At 44.1% G+C, this 26,162-nt stretch carries 24 protein-coding genes; 3 read left to right on the top strand and 21 right to left on the bottom strand.

Annotation, left to right across the window (positions count from 1 at the left end):
* Window positions 1-80: 80 nt before the first annotated feature.
* The 4 genes from ACED28_RS02120 to ACED28_RS02105 form a co-directional block, all read right to left on the bottom strand.
* The gene (locus tag ACED28_RS02120; RefSeq protein WP_371709180.1) at window positions 81-1,364 is read right to left on the bottom strand and encodes a TRAP transporter large permease subunit; all 1,284 of its coding nucleotides are present in this window, start codon (window positions 1,362-1,364) and stop codon (window positions 81-83) included.
* 9 nt (window positions 1,365-1,373) lie between these two features.
* Window positions 1,374-1,946 carry a TRAP transporter small permease subunit gene (locus tag ACED28_RS02115; protein ID WP_371709188.1) on the bottom strand — a complete coding sequence of 191 codons (573 nt, stop codon included), beginning with the start codon at window positions 1,944-1,946 and terminating at the stop codon, window positions 1,374-1,376.
* A 197-nt stretch (window positions 1,947-2,143) separates the two neighbouring features.
* Entirely contained in the window at window positions 2,144-3,238 is a 1,095-nt protein-coding gene (locus tag ACED28_RS02110; protein WP_017060957.1) for a TRAP transporter substrate-binding protein, read from the bottom strand.
* Between the two features lie 606 nt (window positions 3,239-3,844).
* On the bottom strand, window positions 3,845-4,237 hold the full coding sequence (locus ACED28_RS02105) for a hypothetical protein (protein ID WP_012604302.1): 393 nt from the start codon (window positions 4,235-4,237) through the stop codon (window positions 3,845-3,847).
* A 220-nt stretch (window positions 4,238-4,457) separates the two neighbouring features.
* On the opposite strand from ACED28_RS02105, the gene ACED28_RS02100 reads away from it, so the two are divergent.
* Window positions 4,458-5,258, top strand: a complete 801-nt coding sequence (locus ACED28_RS02100) for a DUF2982 domain-containing protein (protein ID WP_371709179.1) — start codon at window positions 4,458-4,460, stop codon at window positions 5,256-5,258.
* A 106-nt stretch (window positions 5,259-5,364) separates the two neighbouring features.
* On the opposite strand, the gene ACED28_RS02095 is transcribed toward ACED28_RS02100, so the two are convergent.
* The 15 genes from ACED28_RS02095 to nrfB form a co-directional block, all read right to left on the bottom strand.
* Window positions 5,365-6,018 carry an MBL fold metallo-hydrolase gene (locus ACED28_RS02095; protein WP_029223976.1) on the bottom strand — a complete coding sequence of 218 codons (654 nt, stop codon included), beginning with the start codon at window positions 6,016-6,018 and terminating at the stop codon, window positions 5,365-5,367.
* Window positions 6,019-6,117: 99 nt separating this feature from the next.
* Window positions 6,118-6,666 (bottom strand): DUF882 domain-containing protein, encoded by a 549-nt coding sequence (locus ACED28_RS02090; RefSeq protein WP_371709178.1) that lies wholly within the window; start codon window positions 6,664-6,666, stop codon window positions 6,118-6,120.
* A 198-nt stretch (window positions 6,667-6,864) separates the two neighbouring features.
* The gene (locus ACED28_RS02085; protein ID WP_371709177.1) at window positions 6,865-8,403 is read right to left on the bottom strand and encodes a murein L,D-transpeptidase; all 1,539 of its coding nucleotides are present in this window, start codon (window positions 8,401-8,403) and stop codon (window positions 6,865-6,867) included.
* Between the two features lie 81 nt (window positions 8,404-8,484).
* The gene (locus tag ACED28_RS02080) at window positions 8,485-9,573 is read right to left on the bottom strand and encodes a DUF1513 domain-containing protein (RefSeq protein ID WP_371709176.1); all 1,089 of its coding nucleotides are present in this window, start codon (window positions 9,571-9,573) and stop codon (window positions 8,485-8,487) included.
* Complete coding sequence (locus ACED28_RS02075; protein WP_269337391.1) at window positions 9,563-10,624, bottom strand: imelysin family protein; 1,062 nt, start codon at window positions 10,622-10,624, stop codon at window positions 9,563-9,565. The genes ACED28_RS02080 and ACED28_RS02075 overlap by 11 nt, the downstream gene beginning before the upstream one ends.
* Before the next feature lie 157 nt (window positions 10,625-10,781).
* Window positions 10,782-12,170 carry a di-heme oxidoredictase family protein gene (locus ACED28_RS02070; RefSeq protein ID WP_371709175.1) on the bottom strand — a complete coding sequence of 463 codons (1,389 nt, stop codon included), beginning with the start codon at window positions 12,168-12,170 and terminating at the stop codon, window positions 10,782-10,784.
* A gap of 112 nt (window positions 12,171-12,282) precedes the next feature.
* Window positions 12,283-13,542: an imelysin family protein gene (locus ACED28_RS02065; protein ID WP_371709174.1), complete on the bottom strand. Its 1,260-nt coding sequence runs from the start codon at window positions 13,540-13,542 to the stop codon at window positions 12,283-12,285.
* A gap of 177 nt (window positions 13,543-13,719) precedes the next feature.
* Window positions 13,720-14,316 (bottom strand): GTP cyclohydrolase II, encoded by a 597-nt coding sequence (ribA, locus tag ACED28_RS02060; RefSeq protein WP_009848836.1) that lies wholly within the window; start codon window positions 14,314-14,316, stop codon window positions 13,720-13,722.
* Between the two features lie 249 nt (window positions 14,317-14,565).
* Window positions 14,566-14,742, bottom strand: a complete 177-nt coding sequence (locus tag ACED28_RS02055) for a hypothetical protein (RefSeq protein WP_009848837.1) — start codon at window positions 14,740-14,742, stop codon at window positions 14,566-14,568.
* An 89-nt stretch (window positions 14,743-14,831) separates the two neighbouring features.
* The gene (locus ACED28_RS02050; protein WP_065680452.1) at window positions 14,832-15,272 is read right to left on the bottom strand and encodes a cytochrome c-type biogenesis protein CcmH; all 441 of its coding nucleotides are present in this window, start codon (window positions 15,270-15,272) and stop codon (window positions 14,832-14,834) included.
* Window positions 15,269-15,856 (bottom strand): DsbE family thiol:disulfide interchange protein, encoded by a 588-nt coding sequence (locus tag ACED28_RS02045; RefSeq protein WP_371709173.1) that lies wholly within the window; start codon window positions 15,854-15,856, stop codon window positions 15,269-15,271. Before ACED28_RS02045 ends, ACED28_RS02050 begins: the two co-directional genes overlap by 4 nt.
* On the bottom strand, window positions 15,837-17,759 hold the full coding sequence (locus ACED28_RS02040) for a heme lyase CcmF/NrfE family subunit (RefSeq protein WP_371709172.1): 1,923 nt from the start codon (window positions 17,757-17,759) through the stop codon (window positions 15,837-15,839). Before ACED28_RS02040 ends, ACED28_RS02045 begins: the two co-directional genes overlap by 20 nt.
* A gap of 128 nt (window positions 17,760-17,887) precedes the next feature.
* The gene (gene nrfD, locus ACED28_RS02035; protein WP_371709171.1) at window positions 17,888-18,862 is read right to left on the bottom strand and encodes a cytochrome c nitrite reductase subunit NrfD; all 975 of its coding nucleotides are present in this window, start codon (window positions 18,860-18,862) and stop codon (window positions 17,888-17,890) included.
* Between the two features lie 2 nt (window positions 18,863-18,864).
* Window positions 18,865-19,551, bottom strand: a complete 687-nt coding sequence (gene nrfC, locus ACED28_RS02030) for a cytochrome c nitrite reductase Fe-S protein (RefSeq protein WP_012604317.1) — start codon at window positions 19,549-19,551, stop codon at window positions 18,865-18,867.
* Window positions 19,552-19,554: 3 nt separating this feature from the next.
* Window positions 19,555-20,139 carry a cytochrome c nitrite reductase pentaheme subunit gene (nrfB, locus tag ACED28_RS02025; protein ID WP_009848843.1) on the bottom strand — a complete coding sequence of 195 codons (585 nt, stop codon included), beginning with the start codon at window positions 20,137-20,139 and terminating at the stop codon, window positions 19,555-19,557.
* Between the two features lie 481 nt (window positions 20,140-20,620).
* Here nrfB and nrfA point away from each other — a divergent pair, with 481 nt between their 5' ends.
* Both nrfA and ACED28_RS02015 read left to right on the top strand, forming a co-directional pair.
* On the top strand, window positions 20,621-22,051 hold the full coding sequence (gene nrfA, locus ACED28_RS02020) for an ammonia-forming nitrite reductase cytochrome c552 subunit (protein WP_371709170.1): 1,431 nt from the start codon (window positions 20,621-20,623) through the stop codon (window positions 22,049-22,051).
* Between the two features lie 126 nt (window positions 22,052-22,177).
* Entirely contained in the window at window positions 22,178-22,522 is a 345-nt protein-coding gene (locus tag ACED28_RS02015; protein WP_009848845.1) for a rhodanese-like domain-containing protein, read from the top strand.
* 51 nt (window positions 22,523-22,573) lie between these two features.
* Here ACED28_RS02015 and ACED28_RS02010 read toward each other — a convergent pair whose 3' ends face one another.
* Both ACED28_RS02010 and gyrA read right to left on the bottom strand, forming a co-directional pair.
* Window positions 22,574-23,203 carry a hypothetical protein gene (locus tag ACED28_RS02010; protein WP_371709169.1) on the bottom strand — a complete coding sequence of 210 codons (630 nt, stop codon included), beginning with the start codon at window positions 23,201-23,203 and terminating at the stop codon, window positions 22,574-22,576.
* Between the two features lie 262 nt (window positions 23,204-23,465).
* Window positions 23,466-26,138, bottom strand: a complete 2,673-nt coding sequence (gyrA, locus tag ACED28_RS02005; protein ID WP_017106649.1) for a DNA topoisomerase (ATP-hydrolyzing) subunit A — start codon at window positions 26,136-26,138, stop codon at window positions 23,466-23,468.
* Between the last annotated feature and the right edge of the window lie 24 nt (window positions 26,139-26,162).

The following is a 26,162-nucleotide window of genomic DNA, read 5'->3' as shown; positions in this document are numbered from 1 at the left end:
TATTGAACATCAATAAGCCGTTTTACTTTATCAATTTATGGATAGTCGTTGAAACATATCATTCACATTCTAGGCTTCACTCACATTCCATAGAAAGATGGGAAAGCGAGAAGTGATCCAAGTACGAGGATTTGAATCAAAATGAAAGGCATCACGCCTCGGTAGATATCCTTGGTAGTCACACCTTTTGGTGCCACCCCTTTTAGATAGAACAAACTGAAGCCAAACGGTGGCGTCAAGAATGAGGTTTGAAGGTTCATCGCGATAAGGATTGCGAACCAAGTCATGTTGATTCCCATCAGTTCAGCAACAGGCGCAATAATCGGCACAATGATGAAACAGATTTCTACGAAGTCGATGAAAAAACCCAGAATCAAAATCACCAACATGGTAATGATCAAGAAACCCCACTTCTCACCCGGCAACTGCAGCATCCACTCTTCAACCAGATCATCACCGCCAGTATAAGTAAACGCCATTGAGAATGCCGTTGCACCCAACAAGATAGCAAATACCATTGCCGTTACTTTGACCGTCTCTTTAGAGGCGTCATACACCATCGACCAACTAAACTGACCGTAGAGCAAAGCGAGTACCATCGCACCCGCACCACCCAGAGCAGCAGACTCTGTCGGCGTAGCAACACCCGCAAAGATAGAGCCCAATACGACAATAATCAGCGCGAGTGGCGGTATGATTGCTTTCAAAGCGTTGATGACTTCTTGTTTACGGCTGATGGAATCATCACGCTCAATTGGTTGAGCGGCTTCAGGGTTAAGCTTCGCGTATATTAAGATATAAACGATATAAGCCCCCACTAACATCACGCCCGGCCAAATCGCGGCTTGGAACAAGTCCCCTACCGGAACACCCAATACGTCCCCCAATAGAATCAAGACGATGGATGGCGGAATGATTTGCCCTAACGTACCAGACGCACAGATGGTGCCGCAGGCTAAGCCTTTGTCGTAGTTGTACTTGAGCATGACGGGCAACGAGATAAGCCCCATTGCAACCACAGAAGCGCCTACCACACCGGTTGAAGCGGCAAGCAGTGAACCTACGAGAACTGTCGAGATTGCGATACCACCTCGTACACCACCAAACAGTCGTCCCATAGACTCAAGTAACTGCTCAGCAAGCTTAGTCTTTTGTAGAACAAGTCCCATGAAAACAAACAATGGCACGGCCATCAGCACCGTATTTTCCATGATTGATTGAATTCGATATGGCATGAAGGCAAACATTTCGATGCCTTCCGCCCAAACACCAAAGATTAGCGCGATACCACCAAAGGTAAACGCCACCGGGAAGCCTAGTAAAAGTGCAAACAAGGCTACGAAAAACATTACTATTCCAATCATGTTCAGCCTCTACTTATTCTTTGTATGAATATTGTTTGCATGCGTGTTATTTGCATGGATGAGATGGGGATTAAAAATTTTGTTCAACGAGTGCAGGATCAAACCGACTCCGCTGAGTGCCATTAAGAAGAATGACAGCGGGATCATAGCTTTGATGATCCAGCGATATGGCAAGCCACCCGGGTCACCTGAGGTTTCGCCGAGGTTATAGCTCTCTTTGGCCACATCAATACCAAACCAAGCAACCAGCAAACAAAAAGGCATCAGAAAGATCAGTGTGCCGAGCAGGTCAATAATCGCTTGTGCCTTGAAGCTCAGTTGCTCATAGAACACATCCACTCGCACATGACCACCAGCCTTGATGGCATAAGGAACACCTAATAGGAAAACGGCTGAGAAGAGGTGCCACTCCATCTCTTGGAAAGCGATAGAGACATCGTTGAAGGCATATCTCATGACAACGTCATACACAACGTTCGCAACAAGAAGGATAAACAACATACTGGAAAGCCATCCCAGTGCATCACCGATACGATTAAATAGGCGTTCAATATAAATTAGACTTCGCATTCCCGACTCCATGGAATTTGAAAAGACATCGCGCAGCACAGCTAACCCAACTAAAAACAATTCAGTCTATAGATAGCAATAGGCACGACGTAGAAAGGGTTCTTGGGCATTTAATTATTATGTTTTAAATGAACCCTCAGCTTATTCACTCTTAAATACTCAATAAGAAAAGCTTTGGGTTCATTTAGCTTCAGTTCAAAAACTGTCGATTATTTCGCTTGGCTATTTAAATAAGCTCTGTGTGAAATATCCGTCCATGAGCGCACTTGCTCTAGGTAGCTTGCTTGTGAAGCTTGGATCTCTTTCGCCAGCTCATCTTTCTCAGCATGTGCAGCAAGTAGGCGATCGTTCGCTTCTTTCAGCGCCGACATTACTTCTGGCGGGAAATCTTTAACTTGTACGTCTGGGTATTCTGTTTTCATTGAAACCCAGTTCTTGCCACTTTCGTGCGTTGCTTGTGTGTACATGTCGTAAGCCGCTGTACGCATTGCAACACGCAAGATTTCTTGTAGGTCTTCAGGAAGCTTGTTCCATGTACGCTTGTTCACTAGAAATTGAAGCTCTGAACCCGGCTCATGCCAACCTGTGTAGTAGTAAGGCGCGATCTTGTGGAAGCCCATACGCAGATCAAGTGATGGGCCTACCCACTCTAGTGCATCGATTGTGCGACGCTCTAGAGACGTGTAAAGCTCACCTGGGGCAATATTGGTAGGTTTAGCGCCTAGCTCCGCTAGAATCTCACCAGCAAAGCCAGGGATACGCATTTTCAGACCTTGTAGGTCTTCCACACTGTTGATCTCTTTTTGAAACCAACCGCCCATCTGGATATCCGTATTACCACCTGGGAACGACATCAAATTATGTGGAGAGTAAACCTGCTCCATCAACTCCATACCACCACCGTGATAGAACCACGCATATTGTTCAGCAGGCGTCATACCGAAAGGCATAGAAGTGAAGTAAAGCGTGTTTGGAACTTTACCTTTCCAGTAGTAAGAGCCTGAGTGCCCCATGTCGTATTGACCAGACTTAACCATGTCAAAAACGCCAAGCGGTGCTTTGTGTTTGTTCGCAGAATCGATTCTGATTTGCAGTCGACCGTTCGACATTTTCTCAGCCATCGCAGCCATGTTCTTCGTCGCGTCACCGAATACAGGGAAGTTTGGTCCCCATGTTTCAGCAAGCTTCAAGCGATAAACCTTATCAGCAGCAGTTGCACCAGTAGCGACCAAAGCTAAACAAGCCGCTGCAGTAACTGCAACGTTTTTAAAAACTCGTGTGAGGGAGTTAGAAATGAGACTCATATTCACGTCCTTTGTTGGGTTAACACTCTTTCTATGAGCATTTTTTATGATTCAACATAAGAGTGCACCGTGATGTAGCAACAAGATATCAGGGAGAGCACGCACGACGGACTCACATAAACTGCGTATTAGACCAAAGGATTACGTAGAACTACGTAGGAGATAATTTAGCGATATCGATTTTAAAGGTTCTGGGAGATTCACTAGGGCAATTAGTATTGATAAATACCTAAGTAGTTATAGTGAAACTGCATTAACAATTGATTTCCATTTCGTGAGGAAGCTCTATTCTCGCCACACATCGAATACGCACTTAAATGCACTCATCCATATAAATCAAAGTTTCAGAGAATTAGACGTCCTACTTTGGTGCCTACTGATTCGAAACATGGGACACGCGAAAGACAGGTGAATAACGGAAGGGGCCAGCCGATTGGGAAAAGGCTTCTGGGGCTAGGTTTGAATATGCGTATGGGGCTAGGATTAGGGTTAGGGTTAGGGTTAGGGTTAGGGTTAGGGTTAGGGTTAGCATGATCCGCCAGATACAAAAAAGCCTCGATAATCGAGGCTTAAAAACTTTAACGAAGCGAATGTCATCCCGCGGGATTACATAGCTTTGTAGATAACCTTGTTACCTGCAAGTTGCTCTTTCGCTACTAGGTTTTCTTCAAGAAGTTTTTTCAATGCGCCTGTTGCCCATGAAGCTGCTTTCGCGTCTTCTTGACCAGCTGCTAGGCCGATACCTTTAGGGTTAATGCCTTCAGCATTGCTAACAACGATGTCTAGAACTTGTTGTTGCTTAGGAGTCAGTGCTACTGCAACTTCTTTAGTTGCTGCTACTGCTTTCTCTACCGCTGGTTTTGCTGCTACAGTTTTTTCTGCTACAACTTTCTCTGCGACAGGCTTCGCTTTTTTCGGCGTTGCCACTGCTTTAACTACAGCCGCTTTAGTGCGTTTCTGCAGTTTAGCCTGCACCTTACGCTTATGAGCAAGTCTCATTGAATATTTCTCCAGTTCACTGCTCTTTTCGCAGTGGTGAAAATTTGAAGCGCGATTTATACCAAAAAACCGGAGCTATTTGTAGAGTGAAGCGTCGAAAGTCGACGAAAAATACCGATATTGTCTACTAGCGTCTATTATTTAATCATCGACTTATCAATTCAGGGTCATATACACTGGTTATCCATCCAGACAAAAATATGAAAATTTGGTGTTGCCTATGGACACTCGTCACCTTACAAATTTCTCTTTGCCTTCATTCAAACGTTCGTATCGTATTCTCGCCATCATTTTAGGCTTCGTTTGCTTGATCGTTGCGCTCTACAGTGACAACCCAAAGTTACTGATCGTGGGTGCTTTTTGCATTATTGCCCTACTAGGAACTGGCTATTATTTAATGTTGCGCAGCAGAGTGATCTTCACCCTCACACCGACTCATTTTCAGCAGCATTTTTATAAAGGCGGGTGGGTTTTAAAATGGAATAACATCCAAAAGATTGGGCTTTGTACCTATGAGCAAGAGGGATGGCACCAACCTCTTCCTTGGATTGGTATCAAGGTTAAAGATTACTCGCCCTACCTCGATTCGATTTGCCCTAAAATCACTTGTGAATTACTGCTCAGCCAACGAGCACTTTTGTACTTGGGAGCGAAGCAAGCGGGTAAAGAATCGAACTTTGAAGATATGGTTTTAGACTCATCGCACTACCACACTCGTTGTACCGAAAACGGGTGTGTGGAATTAAGCCAATATAAAGAATCAAAGAATACCGACGAAGTGAGTTTCAGCACTCAACAAACGCAAATGGATGCGGATTCATCCGATAAAGCAAATAATCACAACGCGGTGATTAAAGATTATTCAGGATTACAGGCGATGCTTGCGAACAGGATGAAATATCAAAGAGGCTTCCACGGGTATGACATTTTCATATCAACCCATGATCTGAATATCAGTGGGGAGGAGTTTGTTGGACTGGCTCGACGCTACTTGGCGGCAGCCGAACGTCTTTCTGATTAAAATTAACTGGTTTAAAAGTAAAACCGCACGCAATAAAAAAGCTTAGCTTCCATAACAAAAGCTAAGCTTCATTTTCAATCGTTCTTATATTAAATCAAAGATTTAATTAATAAATAGGCATCTCGTCGGCAACGAATGGATTTGATGCGCGCTCACGGCCAAACGTTGACTCAGGACCATGACCCGGTACGAATGTTACATCACTGCCTAGCGGCCAAAGCTTAGTCTTGATTGAAGCAATTAGCGTGTTGAAATCGCCTTGCGGGAAATCCGTGCGACCAATAGCACCGTTAAATAAAACATCACCAACAAACGCCATACGCGCTTGCTCACTGAATAGCACGACGTGACCCGGAGTATGACCCGGCGTGTGAATCACATCGATAACTTGGTTACCAAAAGTCACTTTGTCGCCCTCTTCTAACCAAGTGTTTGGTTCAAAGGCTTTACACAGTGGGAAGCCGAACATCTGGCTTTGATTCTCTAGGCCTTGAAGCCAAAAGTTATCGGCTTTATGTGGGCCAACAATGTTCACGTTCAAGATTTCAGCAAGCGGTACTGTTCCGCCCACATGGTCTAGGTGACCGTGAGTCAATACCAAATTCACCACTTTAACACCTAACTCTTCGATGATAGCAGCCAGTTGCTGAACATCACCGCCCGGATCGACAACGATGCCTTCCATTGTCTCATCACACCACACAATTGAGCAGTTTTGAGAGAACGAGGTAACAGGGACAACTTGATACTTAAGAGACATATACAAACCTTAGAGGGCAAACTGAAATTTGGGCAAACTATGACATTGGATGTCTACTTTGACAAGTACCTAGCATTCGCTCGTAAATTCAGCTTAACGCTACCAACTGCGTGCTGGACCTGTATCAATATGGATAAAGTTGCTACGTGCATAATAACCGACACCACCCGCATTCAAGCTTTTAGCAACGTCTCTTAATTCTTTTAGGTTAACGCCATCAATACGGAAATCGATCGCTTTACCTAACATGTGGTAGCTCTTCTTGGCTACGCCACTCGACTTTGAGCGCAATGCTTCATTGGTCGCTGGAGAACGGTAACCAGAGATGATTTGAACTTCTTTTTGAATACCCAGTACATTTTGAATCTGAGTGATCTGATCAAACAGGTTCTTATCCATTGGATGAATCTCATTGCGGCGGAAGTCACGGCACAGTTTGCTAAGGCGTGCCATCTCGTCACCAACATAGTTAGTGCCATCGAAATAACAAGTCTCTAATCGTTCACCAGTGTGAAGATTGTTCATGCTAATCGTTCTTGGTTGATCCGGGTATGAAGCGAAAGCGATAGAAGGAGTAAGAGAGGCGACTACAGCAGTACCACCAGCGTAAGTCAGAAACTGACGGCGTGAAAATAAACTTTGAGACATACAGCAAAAAAACCAATTAGATCGAACGAAAAATGCACGATACATAATGGAATTTGCTGCGTCAACGTACAAAAACCGTGCAAAACGTTAGTATTTGTAACCTTTGCACGGTTAGTTATTGATACTCATTATAATTTTATCAATAGAAGCTTGGTTGTCATTTTTCAGTCAAGATCACCTTTCTTGACCATATTTCAATCAACCGCCCTCTTTATCATATTGGTAGATATCACCGCGGTATTGTATGCCTCCTTCTTCAAACAACACGGTTTGATAGATGATATGCACTGGAATTCGCTTCTTGAGACGAACCTTGGTATTCGGAGCAAGGTTGCTATTTTGGTTCGGTACCTTCCTTACCTTGGTCGCAAACAACAACTCAGCCAATTCCTCTGCATGTTCGACACGTATACAACCTGAACTGTAAGCACGGAAGTCATCATTAAACAGGCCTTTACTTGGCGTATCGTGCAGATAGATCGCTCGCTTGTTGGGCGTGTTGAACTTGTACAAACCTAATGCATTACGTGAGCCCGCCTGTTGACGCATTCGATATGGGAACGAATTGAAATTGATGGTCTGCCAATCAATATCTGTGGTGTCGACGGTTTCCATGGTGCGCCAACCATCAATCACTTGAAAGTTGTGTGTCTCTAGGTAGCTTTCGTCCGCTTTTACTTTAGGCAAGATGTCTTTGACCATGATTTTCCATGGCACGTTCCAAGTAGGATTTAAGATAACCGAATCTAGGTTTATCTCTAAAAGCGGTGTTTTTCGCGACTTTCTGCCCACGACCACTTTGGACTCAAAGACCTCTTCACCATCTTCCCAATACTTCATATCAAAACTAGGGACATTGACGACGATGAGAGAGTCTCTGTCTCTTGGCCACAAACGAACGCGTTCTGCATTCAGAGCCAAAGAACTCAACCGATCATCAAAGCCCATATTGATCCATTTGATCGTGTCTGGCCCGATGATCCCATCGTCTGTAAGGCCGTGCATTCGCTGAAAAGACTTAATCGCTGTTTGCAGATCTTGGTCAAATACAGGGAAATCGACCGCGATCATCGAGGTATCAACACCAACCAAAGCAATGCGCTCAATAAGAATAGTTTTGTCTGAAAGCTCATCACCTAAGCGTTTCAACCCTTTCTGTCTGTATCGCTCTATATTGAGTTCAGACGCAGTTTCTAGCACGGAGTAGGTCGCCTTGAATTGGTCAAAATCCCCAACAGGCGGCGCATAGGACAATACCATTTCTAATAAGTAATCGTTGGTGACACTGCTTTTCAATCTCATCAGGATATGTGGAGAAGGCGCAGGCAACTTGGAATGCAGCTTGCCCGAGAAATACCACTCTTTACCGGCAAGTGGCGCATTCTCAACGTAGCTTAGGTAATAAATAAAGGTATCGGTTAATAAGATGTCCAACTCTTGCCATTGCCCACGAGTTTGATAGTGGCGGATTTGCTTAAGTTGTCGTTCAAAAAGCGGGGCCATTTGCGCTTGTTCGAGAAGCGACAACTGGAATTCAAACGCCTTAACAAGTTCAGACGAATCCCACAAAATTGGAAGAGATGAGTCTTGATAAATACTTTGGGTAAGCTCTGGATAAATCAGCATAAAAGAGAGCTCTGAATCAGCCGGAATAAATCGGCTCTCGTCAGAACTCGTATAGCTCCATGCATGCACAGAAACTAACACCAATAATCCACAGAAGTATTTTGCTAACATGCTTAACCCCATCACCAATCATTTCGTAAGTATGGCAAAGAAATAGGAGTAAGCATGTTATTTTTTAAGGAGTTTTATGAACTAGATTGCACTCCAGTGGTTATCCCACTGGACCGATGATTGCTGGGTTGATTTCTCATAAGGCTTGTGTTGGCTCACCACACTGCCCGCTCCAGAGCTGAGTCGAAACTCACCATCAAGTAGCACTGCGCCAGAAGCATCAGACAACGCAGAGAGTTCCACTAACTCTTTAGTCTCTTTAGACCAAATACCATAACAGTTGCCTCTTGGCGAAGTCGCAATAATCCAATCATCTGACGCCGCAATACTGGCGATATAGTGATTGAACCTTGCCCACTGCTCTGGTTCCGCGTTCAGTGATTCAAACTGCCCGCCTTTAGTGTGCATCGCCAAAAGTGAAGGGTACTCATCTGGTTCACCTCGATATTGCTGACCACATAGTACGGTTTCAGCACCATCATGCGCTAAGTGTCGAATGCTCAGCTTCTTGTCTAGCAATTCAACCTGATCAAGCAGCGCACCTTCAGGTGAAACATAACTTAAACTCGGTTGCATTGAATTCAAGTTTTTCGGTGTTCTACCGTCAGTATGAACGCCGCCAACGCCAATCGCGAGATTACCATCCGGCATGATGATCACTTCATGAGGGCCAATACCAAAGCCAGTGAACTCCTCGACCTTACGATAGCCTTGTGCGACATCGTAAACACCTATCACACCTTGGCTGCTGTCCGTTTTCCCTTCCGTGGCATACAGTAACTTGCCATCTAATGAGTAAACGCCATGACCATAGAAGTGGCGATTGTTACCTTTCACGACCATCTTGATCTGCTGACCATTTTTATAGTCAAACACCATAAAATAGTCACCAGGACGACGAGCAAAAACCACCGCATGTGATGATGTTGGGCAAATCGCGACGCCATGCCCACGATCTGGGATCGGCAGCTGACTCAGCGGCATACCATATTCGTCAGCCACAACCGCTGAATATTGGCCACGACCATTCAGCGCACAACCGATCAGTTGAGGATCATTAGATGTGCTTGCGGCGCCAGAGCGACTAGCGCAGCCAAACGGAAGTACAGGTACAGCTGCACAACCCAGTGCAGCCTTGAGTAGCGTTCTTCGTGTAGTATCAGTCACCATCGGTAGCATTAAATCCTATTACCACGCCAAGCTCTATCGCCACTTCTTCATGAATCAAGTACTTCAAACGTTCTAGTTTGTTGTATTGAGTCAGCACATTTCGGTAGCCCTCTTTGCTCTGCAGCAACTCGAACAAACTTGAGTCTGTAGGCCAAGTATCTAACGTTAGCGTGAACTGGTCAGCAACACGGTCAGCAAGGTCATTTAAGCCCTTCTCTCTCAACAAGCCGTCTAAGCCATTGCCATCGGCAAGGTACAAATTCTGAAGTGCTGCTACATTCGCTTTTAGTTGAGTCATCGAAGTTTGTGCACGCCATGATTCTGAGAAGTAAGGACGCGGATGACCGATTTTAGCCATTGGGCGACTCAGCTTTTTCATGCTGTAATCAAGTTGGTTGGTCAATAAAGCGATGTATTCAGACTCCCAACGAGTCTCGTCTAACGCTAACCAAGGGTTAACCTGCCATGCCTGTGCAATCGAAGATGACTTAATCGCTAAGTTTTCAGTAATCGCTTGTGATGATTGGCAGCCTAGTGCTTTGTCTTGAAGCAGTGGCGATTGCTCGTCATAAAGCGACCATTCCAACGCGCCTAGCCCTTGAACGGTAACACTCTGCTGCGCGATTTCGTCTTGAGACCATGCTTTATCCTGCTGAGTCAATTGACGCATTTTAAGGCCGGTGGTGTTCTTCTTATCAGGCCAAAATTGAATATTCCAGCTCTCTTCAAGTGCCGCTGTTGGGCCCCTTTCTTGTCCTTGCAGTGCCATCCAACTGTTCATGGTGAGCTGCCACTGACTTTTCAAAGCATCTAACTCAACATCATTAGTTTGGCAGTAACCCTGCATCAAGACTTCTAGCTCGTTGGCTTGCTTGGCGAATAGGACGGCTGAATCAAACTCTTGTTGATAGACACTGCGACTGATGTGATCGGTCGTATCTGCTTGATAAGACACACCATTAACCTCAGATAAAGCAGCTTGTTCACCCGATGATTGGCAGCCTGCCATGATTAATACCGACAAAGGCATTAACAAAAATTTATGCGTCATGCTGTTACCTTACTTCCTAATTTTTCTTTTAATTATATGAGTTCATTAAATACCAAACGACCGCAGAACTCGTATTCCTACAAGTTCAGCGGTGCTAAGTGCTTTGATAGCGGCTTTCTAAGTCACTAGCCGTTAACTAAACTGAATTCAACTCAGCCTATAGCGAGTTTAAGAACGCCAATAGCGCTTCACGTTCGCTGCTACTAAGAGCTAAAACGTTTTGTTTCGCCATTTCTGCTTCACCACCATGCCAAAGTACCGCTTCCATAACGTTTCTTGCGCGACCGTCATGAAGCAGGAACGTATGACCATTCACTTCTTTGGTATAGCCTAATCCCCATAATGGCGTCGTACGCCACTCTTGGCCGTTGGCAAGATATTCAGGGCGATTGTCGGCTAAGCCTTCCCCCATATCGTGCAACAACATATCGGTATACGGGCTGATTAATTGCTTAGACAACGCAGGTAACCCTTCACGCTCTGCTGTGCGAATTTCGGCTTGGTGGCAACTCTGACAACCAACGTCTTTGAATAATTTTTTGCCTTGCACTACAGCAGGCTTATCGACGTTGCGACGAATAGGGACCGCTAAATGCTGCGAATAAAACTCAACGAAGTCTAATATATTATCACTGACTTCTGGCTCGCCACCATTTGGGAAATCATCACAGATTGATTGCGCTGATGTGCAGTTTTCATTCGGGAATAGGCGACTCGTTAAGCCCAAATCACCGTTAAACGCAGCCGCATTTTGCTGCATTAGGTTTGGCTGGCCAGCTTTCCAACCGAATCGACCCAACGCCATATCGTTAGTTTGAACATCAAGAACGTAGTTCGCTTTGCCTGAAACACCTTGCTTGTCGGCCAACTGCTGTTTAGCAAATCCGAGAATCGTTTCTTGCGGGATGCTTTCAAGTAAACCAAGGCCAATCATTGGCGGCGCAACACGAGCTGAAAACTCAGTTTTAGGATGCATCTCGCCAAAGGCAAGATCAGTAATCTTTAAAATTGGTTTACGCAAAGTAACGACTGTACCGTCTTTGAATTCAACAGGAACATCGGTGTAGCTGATGTTCACTTTGCCCTCGGGTTTTACACCTTGAAGCGCGAAATCTTGTAACTGGCCACCGTAAGTTGGTTCAGGAATACCACCATCACGAATGAAGGCTTGTCTCTGCTCTGGCGTTTCAGCAGGGATACTTAAGCGGACCAACAATGAAACCGCGTTCTGGTCATCTTTTTCAGGCGCATGACCACGACCATCTTTGATATGGCAGTTTTGACAACCGTTGGTATTGAACAATGGACCTAATCCATCACGCGCATCGGTTGATGACGGCGCAGGAACCCAAGGGTTTCTAAAGAAGCTGTTACCTACGCTGAAATCCAAACGTTTGCTCATTGGAAGGTTGGCTGCAGGAAGAGAAAAAGCGTTCGCGCCCTCTTTCTTTACTGTGGTTTTGCCACCAGAGTAGGTTTCATGGGCGTGCAATGGAGATAAGAAAAACAGTGCGGTTAATAGTGAGGCTGAGAGATACGACTTCATACATTGCCTTGCTGTGTTTTTGATTTTAGTTTTTATTAGGGAGTAACTTTTTTGAATAACAAACAATTAAGGGCTCAATGAGAGCCCTTATATTTGTGTTCGGCTCGGGTTCTTAGAACTCGTGATCCGCTGTGTCTGGGTTTAGGCTATCAATGCCAATAACACCAGCAGCACGCTCGATTGCAGCGGTTTGAGACACTAGCGCAACAATAGTTTTGTTTACTAATGCGTTACCCGCAGCATTATCAGCAGCAATTAGCTGATCGAAGTGCTGGTTATTTTTCTCTGCTGACACAACAAGTTGACCAACTTGTGCACGTGCTAGGTCAAACTGCTTTTGAATCTCTTTCGCCGCTTGCTCGTCTTTTTGCTCAACGAGGTCAAACAGGCTAGGACCAGAAAGTAGAGAACCATCTTCACGCTTGTACAAGCCAGTGTATACGTTGTAGATACCTTGCTCGTTGTAGTAGTGAGAGTTATGCGTGTTATCAGAGAAACAATCATGCTCGTCTTCAGTAGAGTTTGCTTCTAGTGCAACTTTCATACGCTCACCCGCTAGTTCACCTAGAGATAGTGAGCCCATACCAAATAGCATTTTACGTAGACCGTTCTCGCTAGATTCAGAAAGAAGCTCTTGACGGTAGTTGCCTTTCTCGCCTTCAGCCCACTGCTTTTCCATCCACTCTAGGTCTTGGATAAGTAGTTCAGCTGATGCTTTTAGGTATGCGCCACGACGGTCACAGTTACCATTAGTACACTCAGCACCAACAACGAAATCAGTGTAAGCACGCTCACCTGCACCGCTGTTAGTACCGTTTAAATCTTGGCCCCAAAGTAGGAATTCAATCGCGTGGTAGCCAGACGCTACGTTCGCTTCAGAACCACCGATCTCGTTCAGGCCTGCAATTAGCTCTGGAGTAATGTTAGTTGCGTCTACTGTTGTCTGACCAATTTGGAAAGTCTTATTTGCAACGATGTTTGCGCTAGCGCCTTCGTTACCAAGTTCATATTGGTAATCAGTCGAAACGTAATCGATAAGGCCTTCATCTAGCGGCCATGCATTTAATTGGCCTTCCCAATCATCTACAACAACGTTACCAAAGCGAAATACTTCAGACTGTTGGTAAGGTACACGAGAGTCTAGCCAAGCTTGCTTTACTTGTTCGAAATTGCCAGCAGAAGGAGAAGCTAAGAAGGTATCAATAGAAGAGTTCAACGCTTTTGCTGTAATTACTGAATCTGCAAACACTGCATGAGCAATATCGGCGTAATGTTCTACAACTTGATCTTGAGTTACTGCTGCAAAAGAAGAAGCAGAGGCAAAAATGAGTGACGAAGTTACGGCTTTTGTCACTAAAGATTTAATGGTCATGAAGCATCCTTGTTGAGCTTTGAATTATTATTCGTAGTAATAGTGCAAACCATTATCATTTACACTACAGATTTGAATAATACAAACTTACAATTTTATTGCAAGATAAATACAAAAAAACCTCACATTTGTGAGGTCTTTAAATACTTTTGTGCTATAGCAATAAAAGGAAGCTTATCAAATATCCAGATTATGCTTACCGTGTGAGACTTTCGCCTTCAGGTAACTCTCATTTCCCGACTTGATATGTGCAGAAGTATTCACCACTTCTTCAATCTCAATACCGAAAGATTTCAGCTCATTGATCTTCTTAGGGTTGTTAGTAACCAAGCGGATTTTTGTGGTTCCTAAAGCGCGAAGCATTTCTGCCGCTTCGGTAAAGTCGCGTAAATCATCACCAAAACCTAGGTGGTTATTCGCTTCATAGGTGTTCATGCCTTCGCTTTGCAGACGGTACGCATCGATTTTGTTATACAAACCAATACCACGACCTTCTTGGCGTAAGTAAAGAATCACTCCCCCCGTCTCACCCATAATTCTGATGGTTTCATCTAACTGCTCACCACAGTCACAGCGAGAAGAATGAAAAACATCACCAGTCAGGCACTCAGAGTGCATACGAACAAGAGGTATGTCTTGTGTCTTATCCGCTGATTTAAATATCACAGCAACATGCTCTTTATCTGTTTTCAATCCATGAAAAGACAGAAGTTCAGCATCAATACTGCTTGTTACCCCTACTTTGAAATCTATTCTGGCACGCACTTCCGCCATAGCTATACTCACTTGAAAATTCGATGTATTTAACAACACTACACTATATGTCTAGGCAATATTTTGTAGCTAACTATCTAATGATAGACACTATGAGGCTGTTAACAATTTTTTTCAAGGTCGACCACGTACAAATTGTTATATTATAACAATTAATTTTCTAGGTAACAAAAAACCCCACGTTGGGATGACCAACATGGGGTTATAAATCAATCAATTGCGGCTAAGACTACACTTTTTGCGGAACGATCAGCTTAGTTGAGTTTGCTTCCAGATAACAAGCTGCACCCAAGCATTTTCTAATTCACTTAACTCTTCTTGTGTCAGTGTAGAGATGCTCGACTTTGCACTGTATTTTTCTGCCCATTTATCAGAACGGACATGAGTATAGAACTCTTTTTTTAAATTTGAGATTACGTTATCCACAAACACATCCTTATATAACAGTGCTTAGCCTTTATAATCCGTTAATATTACAAAATACAGCTCAATTGGTAAACAGTAATACACAATTTTTATGAGTCATTCCTAACACTCGCTACTGATAAATATACAAACAAAAGAAATAATAGACTCGGTAACACCCAAAGTAATATGTTTGAAACACTCATTGCTGGCTTATAAAGCACAAATTCACCAAACCTTTCTGTCATGTACTGAGTGATTTCATTGTTGCTCTTCCCTGCTTTCACCATATTGAATACAACAAGGCGTAAATCTTTTGCTATGGGAGAGTTCGACTCAATCAGATTTTGATTCTGACATTGTGGGCAGCGCAGCGATTTTGCCAAACTAATAGCACGCTGTTGTTGATTAAGGCTTTCAAACTCAAATAACTCTACCTGAATGCTTGTATCTTTATCACTCGCCGTAAACAAATCCTCAGCTAATACAGGGAAGTTGACGACAATAGCAGCGCTAAGTATGAGCACTATGTTGAGCAGGAACTTCATCATCCATTTGTACCTTTAAAATAGTGAGCGAGTTCTTTGCGCCAAACCGATTCATTAATCACGCCTAGCAACTTCTTCACTATTTGGCCTTCAGCATCGACTAAATACGTCTCAGGAGTACCGATTACACCGAGTTCTAACGCCAACTTCCCTTGAGGATCGCTGATCACAGTTGCGTATGGGTTGCCGTCGTTGGACAATACATTGAGCGCAGCACCGGGGTTATCTCGATAATTGAGACCAACAATTGGAATACCTTCCTTTTGTAGTTCGAGTAAAAAAGCGTGCTCGGTTTTACATATTCCGCACCATGAAGCCCATACATTGACCAGTTGGTAAGGATGTTGAGTAATATCAGCGAGCGTAAGCTTAGCCGTTTCATAGCTTAATATTTCAGAACTTAATGCTTCAGAATCGAATGACTCATCAGTAACGAGTTTTTCTGCCGTAAATTCAGGGAAAGTCCTTTTTTGCTCTGAAACGCTGGTCGTTTGTTGCTTACTGTCGAGCGCATATGAAAATGCAACGACCAAAGCAACAGCCACTGAAAATAGAGCAATGAGTTTATTACGAACGCTGGTATGCATACTGTGCAGCCTTAACGGTTTTCTTTTTACGATTGGTCAGTGAAAGCACAGCACCTAGAATTGAGAACAGCCCACCAAGCCATATCCAACGAGCATACGCTTTGTACTGAACTCGAAATGCATAAGCGGTAGCGTCAACTTTCTCACCCATGGTGATATACACATCGCCATGCCAGAACCATTTCATTGCGGGCTCGCTCATGTTCATCACTCGAACTTGATAATGTCTTCTTTCCGGCGAAATAGAAAAACTTTGCTCGCCAGTATCTAGCTTAAGTATCGCCTTTTCAGCGGTAAAATTTGAGGCGACATAAAGCTCTGTATCTTCATGAGCAAGCGTCCAGCCCATAAACTCCACTTGTTCATCTGGGCTTAATTTATAACTGCGCTCAAACGAGTGGTAACTGTTCATTGCAGCGCCTACAGCTAAGACCGCGACACCGACATGGGCAAAGGTCATCACCCAGACTTTTCGTTGGAACTTGGAACTGTGCGTGACCGCTAAGCCATAAACATGAGTGAGTAAAACCCAAAATGCGAGTGACCATGTTATCAGAGCCATCACTTGTCGTTGGACTTGTTCCACTTGCCAAGAATAACAAACGTAACCCAATGCCAACGACACCAGAGCTAACAGTGAAATAACACCTTTGGTTGCTTGAGGTTTAACACTCAACAATGGGGCTAAGCCAACCACGCCAAGTGCGAGCAAAGCCAAAGGCGCAATCAACAGATTAAAGTATGGCGCACCCACCGATATGTTACCCAGCCCAAGCAGTTCAAAGATCATTGGATAAAATGTACCAAACACCACAACAGCGGTCGCTAATACAAAAATGAGCACCGCAACTAGGCTTAAAAAGCTCTTACTAGCGAAGCTAGTAATCGGGTTAGATTCAAAAGATTCACCTCTGACGATAAGCAGAGAAAATGAGCTCACCAGTACCAACACTAATATAAGTAGCAGTGCGATACCTTTGGTTGGGTCAACCGCAAACGCATGCACCGACGTTAATACGCCAGAACGAACAATAAAGGTGCCTAAGATACTCAAACAAAATGTAATGAAAGCAAGGCTTAGAGACCACTTCAGAAGCTGTTGTTTGCCCTTGGCAACACCTAAACAGTGCAGCAAGGCTGTCGAAGTGAGCCACGGCAACAAGCTGGCATTTTCAACAGGATCCCAGAACCACCAGCCGCCCCAGCCTAATTCGTAGTACGCCCACCAAGAGCCAAGAATGATCCCTGCGGTTAAAAAGATCCAAGCGACTAGACACCAACTGCGACAATGGGCAACCCAATCAAACTCAATAGGATCAACCAGCAAAGCGGCAACGGCAAATGCCAGCACCACAGAAAAACCGACATAGCCAAGGTAAAGTAATGGAGGGTGAAAGATCAGGCCGACATCTTGCAACATTGGGTTAAGGTCACGCCCTTCTAGCGGCAAGATCGAATTCATTTCAAATGGGTTTGATGCGAATAAGGTGAACCAAGCAAATATCGCGAGCAGTAGATTCATTACCCACAACACGCGGCTTTGGTATTCATTCGAATAGTGTTTTTGTAAGGCAATCACGCCAGACCAGACGCTGATCGTCAGTACCCAAAATAACAAGGAACCTTCATGGCCTGCCCATACAGCTGCTAGCTTAAAAAATGAGGGTAATTGAGTATTTGAATGTTCAGCGACATAGAGAATAGAGAAGTCATCACTGACAAAAGCATAGCCAAGCAATGCGACAGAAGTGAGAGAAAACAATGCACTTGAAAGAGAGAAACTACGGATTAAACTTATATTTTGCGTCCGTTTGTTTAGCATTTGATAAAACGAATGCACACCAATAATGCTACTGAGTACAGCAACCAACACTAAACTAAACAGCCCCAAAGAACCGACCATATCACCTCAATAAGGCTCCGCTAGAGCAGAGCCGATCTGAACACGCATCTCATGTTTACTAAAAGCATGTTCATTAATAAGCAGATGTTTAGTATCCGACATCTGCTCAATAATAAACTTGCGCGAAATTAAGCTATCGTTAACTGCCCTGCATAAAGGACAAAAGTTCGCAGCATTAATACGCCCATTAGGCTTAGCGAAGTCACGGAGAAAATATACACCGAGCTATGGCGAATTGAGGTTGGTGTAACGGCATTCAACAACAACGGTAAAACCATGCCGACACCGATGACGCCATACCAGAACCAACTCGCCCAGAAACCACTGCCAATTGCGTTCCATACTGCTTGTTCACTTTGACCGCCAGCGAAGATCAGCCCAGTAAAGAAAGTAACAAGAACAAACAACTCAAACATCACAACCGGGCGTTCAAAACCGTGGATCCATGAAATACTCGGGCTATGAGGTGACTCTTTAAAGACCAACACACCAAATAAAATACACGCCGCCGCACCCGAAGATAAACTCGAGAACAAGAACAAAATCGGCAGTACTGGGTTATTCAATAGTGGGAAGGTATTTAAAGCTGACAGCAAGAATCCGGTATAAGCGGCAAGCATCAAAGCAAGAACAGCTAGGAATATTTCCAGAGCATTCTCAAACACTTCTAATTTGCCAATCCAGTTCCCGACAAAGTCGAGTCGCCCTTTTAACCATGTTTGGTCATTCAAGAACACGACAATTTGATCTCTAAATATAATGCCGATCCAAAGGAACAAGATCACCATATACACTTGGAATAAGATCACACCCATCGACATCACAGACGTTGGATTATAGAAGATCATGATCTTCCAAAATGACAGTGGTTTTGTCAGATGGAAAACCAAGATCAGCAGGCCTGAAATGATCCCAAATGGCGCAAGAAAAGCTGTCGCCTTTAACACACCATTATGAGCAGGATCGCCTTCAATAACCTTGCGCTTAAGGTAAATGGAGATCATTACGGCACCCGCCGACATCCCCGCGAGAAATAGATAGATTGCTATAATCCAGTCCCATACCACGGTACCAGACTGAAAAGCTGCGTCCCATGCACTCATAATCAAATCTCCCCTTTTTGGTGTGGCACTTTATAGAGTTTTGGTTGAGTGCCTAGATAGGCTTTATCTCTGTAAACCACCTCGGATTGAAGTACTTGGTTTATCTCACTCTTAGGGTCATTCAAATCGCCGAATGTCAGCGCTTTGGTTGGGCAAGATTCGACACAAGCAGGCAACTTCCCTTGTGCTAGATTGGTATCACGACAGAAGTTACATTTATCGGCTGACTTGTTCTCTGGATGGAAAAAGCGCACTTGATATGGACACGCTAACAAACAGTAACCACAACCGACACACTTCTCTTGATGAACGTCGACAATGCCGGTTTTTTCATCTTTGTAGGCTGCACCTGTTGGGCAAACCATGACACACGGCGCGTTATCACAATGTTGGCAAGAGTTACGAGTAAAACGGTAATCAACATTTGGATATTCGCCTTGGGGTTCGCTCTTAATAATTTCTAAGCGCGACACGCCTTCAGGCACTTTATTCACTTCACGACATGCTTCTGTACAAGCAGTACAACCAATACACGCGGTTTCGTCATGAATCATTCCATAACGTTTAGCACCATCTTCTTGAACATTGGCTAACGTTTTACGACTTGTCACCGCCGCAGTTCCCGCGACACCCGTGGTAAAAATAACGGCACCAGCGCCTGCTAAAAAGTTTCTTCTTGAGCAGCTCATAGATTACTCCCCTTCTTTCTTCTGGTTGAAGTCTGAATGGCAATCCACACACAGCTTAATGGTTTGCTTTTTATCTAAGCCCAACACCTTTGCTTCAGTCGCATGAACATCATGACAGTTTGAACACGTTAAGTTTTGCGCGTGAACATCGTGAGTCCAGCTAGCTTCACGCAGATCATCAGGTTTGTGACAATCGATACATTGGCTATTGGCATCTAAAATTAAGCTAGGATCGAGGAAAACCTTTTCGGTTCCTGGTTGTGATTGAGCCGCGCGATACTTCACCACTTCAGGTGCACCTTCTCGGTGATCGGGGCTAATTGAACTATGACAATCGGTACAATTTACTTCACGGCCAAGTAAAGCGTGTGCACTTTCACCATGTGAACCCAATACCGTTTCTTTTGAATCTTTATGGCATTGAACACACTTGTAGTCTTTGTCGCGGATTAATTCGACTTCATGTCTTGTTGATTCTCCTACTGGCGTAACAGCAGGCTCAGCAACAGCATGAATGGAATAACCATAGAGGCAGAATGCTAGAAGGGATTTAAGCATTATGACTATGGCCAATTTAATATTGCCCATTTTATCCTTTCCTTATACCGGTATTATTTAACTCTCAACTAAATAATATTCCGGTTAAACAAAAGTACCCTTAAACGATATTATTACCGCTTAAATGATATCAATTCTTATTTTGGATAAGCCACAACGCTTTCTATAATCAGAATATACCTCTAATTAGGTAATGCGAAATTTCGATAGGTTAATCTGTGAACGCTATCACCCTATTTATATCATGGTCAATTTAGGTAATTGGTTGTTATATATGATAATAATTCTCAGTTAAATTCTAATTAAACTAACCATCAATACCACTTTAGGGGTATATAAACTTCAACGTGATTGAAGTCACTACCGTTAATTGATCTAAGACAAGCTATATCCAACACGTAACAAAATGTGTTTGTTTATGAATTAATATAAACAGGAATTCTCCAGTTCTTAATTTGAATAGCAAACTCACAACGCTTGGTATAAGAATCAGTATATTGGAGATATCACTGTGAAAAAGCATTGGATACGTAATTCGGTCACAGCACTATTAATGGTTAGCGCATCACTAGCAAGCGCGACCAGTTTTGCTGCGTCTGAAAAAAAAGAAATTGGCGACCCTCGTAACGACCAGTTCGAACAAAACCACCCAGATCAATATCACTCATGGAGACAGACTTCAGAAAGCGAAGTTATTGAAGACGCACTAAAAGAAGATCCAAACATGGTCATCATGTGGGCTGGCTACGGGTTCGCAAAGGATTACAACAAAGCACGCGGCCACTTTTATGCCATTGACGATGTAAGACAAACACTTCGTACTGGCGGCCCAACGGACGAAAGCTCTGGTCCAATGCCAATGGCGTGTTGGAGTTGTAAGAGCCCAGATGTCGCTCGTGTTATCGAAGAGCGTGGTGAAGATGGTTATTTTGAAGGTAAATGGGCGCGTCTTGGCAACGAGATCATTAACCCTATTGGCTGTTCAGACTGTCACGATACCCAAAGCGAAGGCTTTAAGAATGGTGAGCCAGCATTGAAGGTGACTCGTCCTTACGTTGAACGAGCATTTGAAACGATTGGTAAAAAGTTTGATGAACAAAGTCGTTTAGACCAACAAGCTTCTGTTTGTGCTCAGTGCCACGTGGAATACTACTTCACAGGGCCAACCAAAGGTGTGAAATTCCCTTGGGACCAAGGTACAACCGTTGGCGACATGGAACGCTACTATGATGCAATCAACTTTAAAGATTGGACGCATAAAGTATCGAAAGCACCCATGCTGAAAGCGCAACACCCAGGTTTCGAAACATGGCGCGAAGGTATTCACGGCAAAAACAAAGTTGTTTGTGCTGACTGTCATATGCCGAAAGTGACCAAAGAAGATGGCACCGTTTATACCGACCATAAAGTGGGTAACCCATTCGACCGCTTCGAAGATACGTGTGCAAACTGTCACACTCAATCGAAAGAAACTATGCGTAACATCGTTTCAAGCCGTAAAGCGCAAGTACTAAACATGAAGCTGACTGCTGAGAAACAAATCGTTGCTGCTCACTTTGAAGCAGGCGCAGCATGGGAAGCGGGTGCGACAGAGCAAGAGATGGAACCTATCTTACTCGATATCCGTCACGCTCAATGGCGTTGGGACTACGCTATCGCGTCTCACGGTATTCACATGCACGCACCTGAAATCGCTCTAGAAGTGCTAGGTACTGCCGTTGACCGCGCCGCGGATGCTCGTACTAAGATTGTTCGTCTACTGGCGAAGAAAGGCATCACCGATCCAATCGAGATTCCAGATATCTCGACAAAAGAAGCGGCTCAAAAAGCGCTTGGAATGGACATGGATAAGATGAACGCAGAGAAACAGCACTTCTTAGACACGGTTGTTCCTAAATGGGAAGAGCAAGCTGAAAAGCGTGAAGCCAACTACGAATACTAGTTTCTTCCATTAGACCATTAAGTAAAAACCAGTCACACTATTGTTGTGTGGCTGGTTTTTTAGGTTTTAGGGGAATACAGATCAATATCGAATCCCCGATCCACTCGCCAATTCAAGGAATAAACAATGAAAATCTTACTTTCGCTTTCGGCATTATGTATTGCACTACTCAGTTCAAGCGTTCACGCATCTGAGCGTGCTGAGACAGGGTGGGAATTAATAGAGAAAGGTGCATTAGTGGTTGATGTCAGAACACCTGCAGAGTTCGAACAAGGGCATCTAGACAACGCCATCAACTACCCTCTTTCTGAAGTGGCTACTCACTTTGCTAAGATAGATAAAGACCAACCCATCGTGTTGTACTGCCGCAGTGGCAATCGTTCAGGGCAAGCTTATCAATTCTTGCGCGCTCAAGGGTTTACTCAAATCCACAATGCTGGTGGCTTAATCGAAATGCAGGAAAACCAATAGTCTTCGAAATGAGATCTTAAGTAAGATCGCCTCTTTAGCAATTAGCCAAGCTTAACGGATCATCTGTTTGGCTTGGTTGATCGAATGGATAATAGAGACACTATCAATGCCCTTCTGATTGGAATCTAAGATTTGAGTCCACGCATCGATCGCTTGTTGATAGCGCATGCTGATGAAGTGATCGGTCGCAATCAACATCAATGCCGTACGATCATTGGGATCAAGCTGCATGGAGTGCTCCAACAACGCATTAACATCATCACTCATCGCTTGAGAGCTAAGATAATAAAGTGCTGTTGCTTTGGCAGCATAGAGGCCAGAAGGCGCTTGAGGATCTAAGCGAATCGCATAATCGTAGCAAGTGAATGCCGCATCAAACTCCGCTTTCTGCATGTACACACCACCAAGCTTAAACCACAAGTCGGATTGATTCGGGTCTTGCTCAAGGCTTTGCTGAAGCTCATCTTCGAAATCTGTTGCCGTGTAGTTATTGCTATCATCCAAAGGAAGTTGAGGTAACTCTTGTTTCAGTTGAGACCAGACCAGCACGCTCAAAGCCACCGCTGTAAGAGAAATCACCACATTGCCTTTTAGATGGCTGCCATTGTTGCTCGCGGCAATAACGACCGCGATCAAAAACAGACTCATTAGTACCAACGCAACCAACAACCAGATATCCATTCCACATCCCTTTTATTTAGATCTATCTCTACTCTATCGTTTTCGCACTGTCTCGTTATTGATCAAAGTTTAGCGTTCGAGATTTAGTATCAAACTTTTGCATAAAAGCGACGGGTTAAGGTTGGTGCTAAAACCTAAGCCATAAGCCATAAGCCATAAGCCAAATGAGAAGAGAAAAAGAGTGAAATGACAGGCAATAAAAAACCGAGCACTTAGGCTCGGTTTTTTCATTGGTAAGCTTAATTACTTAACGTAATCGAGATTACTCAGTGTCTTGCTCGCTATCACTTTCAGAGTCAGAAGCATCAGATGCTTGCTCTTCACTTGATTCAGAAACAACAGCCGTTTCAGCGTTTACTGCGTCAGCATTTGCTTCTTCAGTTTCTTCGCCTTCAACAATCTCAGCTTCTTCTACTTCGTCGATACGTTGTAGACCTACAACATTCTCGTCTTCAGCAGTACGAATCAGTGTTACACCTTGAGTGTTACGACCAACTTGGCTTACTTCCGCTACGCGAGTACGTACTAGTGTACCTGCGTCGGTGATCATCATCATTTCATCGCCTTCTTCAACCTGAACAGCACCAACTACTGGGCCATTACGATCAGAGACTTTGATAGATACTACACCTTGCGTTGCACGGCCTTTCGTTGGGTATTCAGCCAGCTCAGTACGCTTACCGTAACCGTTTTGAGTCACAGTTAGGATATCGCCTTCGTTTGAAGGAACAATCAGTGAAACCACTTGATCGTCTTCTGGAAGCTTCATACCACGAACACCAGAGGCAGTACGACCCATTGGACGTACTTTGTCCTCGTTAAAGCGAACAACTTTGCCCGACTTCGAGAACAGCATGATGTCGCTATTACCGTCAGTAATATCAACGCCAATCAGTGAATCATCGTCACGTAAGTTAACTGCGATTAGGCCGTTAGCACGTACGTTTGCGAATTGATCCAGTGATGTCTTCTTAACGGTACCGTCGCCTGTTGCCATGAAGATGAATTTCTCGTTAGAGAACTCAGAAACAGGCAGGATAGCCGTAATACGCTCACCTTCTTCTAGAGGAAGAATGTTAACGATAGGCTTACCACGAGCCGTGCGGCTTGCTTGAGGCAGTTGGTAAACTTTCAAGCGGTACGTTTTACCACGAGTAGAGAAACATAAGATGTTATCGTGAGTATTAGCAACAAGCAGACGCTCAATGTAATCCTCATCTTTCATCTTAGTTGCACTCTTACCTTTACCACCACGACGCTGAGCTTCGTAGTCGCTTAGGATTTGGTACTTAACGTAACCTGCGTTAGAAAGCGTTACTACCACGTCTTCTTGAGCAATTAGCTCTTCCATGTCGATGTCATGAACCGCTGCTGTGATTTCTGTACGACGTTCGTCGCCATAGATATCACGTACCGCTTCAAGTTCTTCACGGATCACTTCCATCAAACGCTCAGTGCTTGCAAGGATATGCATTAGCTCAGCGATCTCTTCTAGAAGTGCTTTGTATTCGTCTAGAATCTTCTCGTGCTCAAGGCCAGTTAAGCGGTGAAGACGAAGTTCTAGAATAGCTTGCGCTTGAGTTTCCGTTAGGAAGTATTGACCATCACGGATACCGTATTGGTCTTCAAGCCAATCTGGACGAGCTGCATCAGTACCAGCACGTTCAAGCATTGATGCAACGTTACCAAGATCCCAACCACGAGATACTAGACCAACTTTAGCTTCTGCTGGTGTTGGTGCGTTCTTGATCAGTTCAATGATTTCATCAATGTTTGCAAGCGCTAAAGATAGAGCTTCCAAGATATGTGCACGGTCGCGCGCTTTCTTCAATTCGAAGATAGTACGACGTGTCACAACTTCACGACGGTGATCAACAAAACACTTCAACATATCTTTAATGTTGAAAAGTTGTGGTTGGCCGTTGTTCAGAGCAACCATGTTGATGCCGAAAGTTGTTTGCAGTTGAGTTTGTGAGTAAAGGTTGTTTAGTACAACTTCACCGACAGCGTCACGCTTACATTCAATAACAATACGCATACCATCTTTATCAGATTCGTCACGCAGTGCACTGATGCCTTCAACTTTCTTGTCTTTTACAAGTTCTGCAATCTTCTCGATCAGACGAGCTTTGTTCACTTGATATGGAATTTCAGTAACGATAATTGTTTCTTTACCGTTCTTTTCCATTTCAATGTTCGCGCGCGAGCGCATGTAAACTTTGCCACGGCCAGTCTTATATGCATCGACAATGCCCTTACGGCCACTGATTAATGCTGCTGTCGGGAAGTCTGGACCCGGGATGTAGTCCATTAGCTCATCAATAGTGATGTCTTCATTATTGATAAATGCTAAACAGCCATCAACAACTTCGCCAAGGTTATGTGGCGGGATGTTGGTAGCCATACCTACTGCGATACCAGAAGCACCGTTAACCAATAGGTTTGGTATTTTTGTTGGTAAAACTGCTGGTATTTGCTCGGTTCCATCATAGTTAGGAACGAAGTCAACCGTATCTTTATCAAGATCCGTTAATAGCTCACCAGCTATTTTTGACATACGAACTTCGGTATAACGCATTGCCGCAGCTGAATCGCCGTCAACCGAACCAAAGTTACCTTGGCCATCGACTAACATATAGCGTAGTGAAAACGGCTGAGCCATACGAACAATTGACTCGTATACCGCACTATCACCGTGTGGGTGATATTTACCGATTACATCGCCTACTACACGAGCAGACTTTTTATATGCTTTGTTCCAATCATTACCTAATACATTCATCGCGAACAAAACGCGGCGGTGTACTGGTTTTAGGCCATCACGCACATCTGGAAGGGCACGACCAACGATGACGGACATCGCGTAGTCTAGGTATGAACCTCTAAGCTCATCTTCAATATTTACGGGCGTGATCTCTTTCGCTAGATCGCTCATAGAGCCATTTTCCCTCTATAGTCA

The organism is Vibrio sp. 1F253 (genome assembly GCF_041439295.1).
Lineage (GTDB): Bacteria > Pseudomonadota > Gammaproteobacteria > Enterobacterales > Vibrionaceae > Vibrio > Vibrio tasmaniensis_A.
This window is presented reverse-complemented; position numbering and strand designations above follow the sequence as displayed.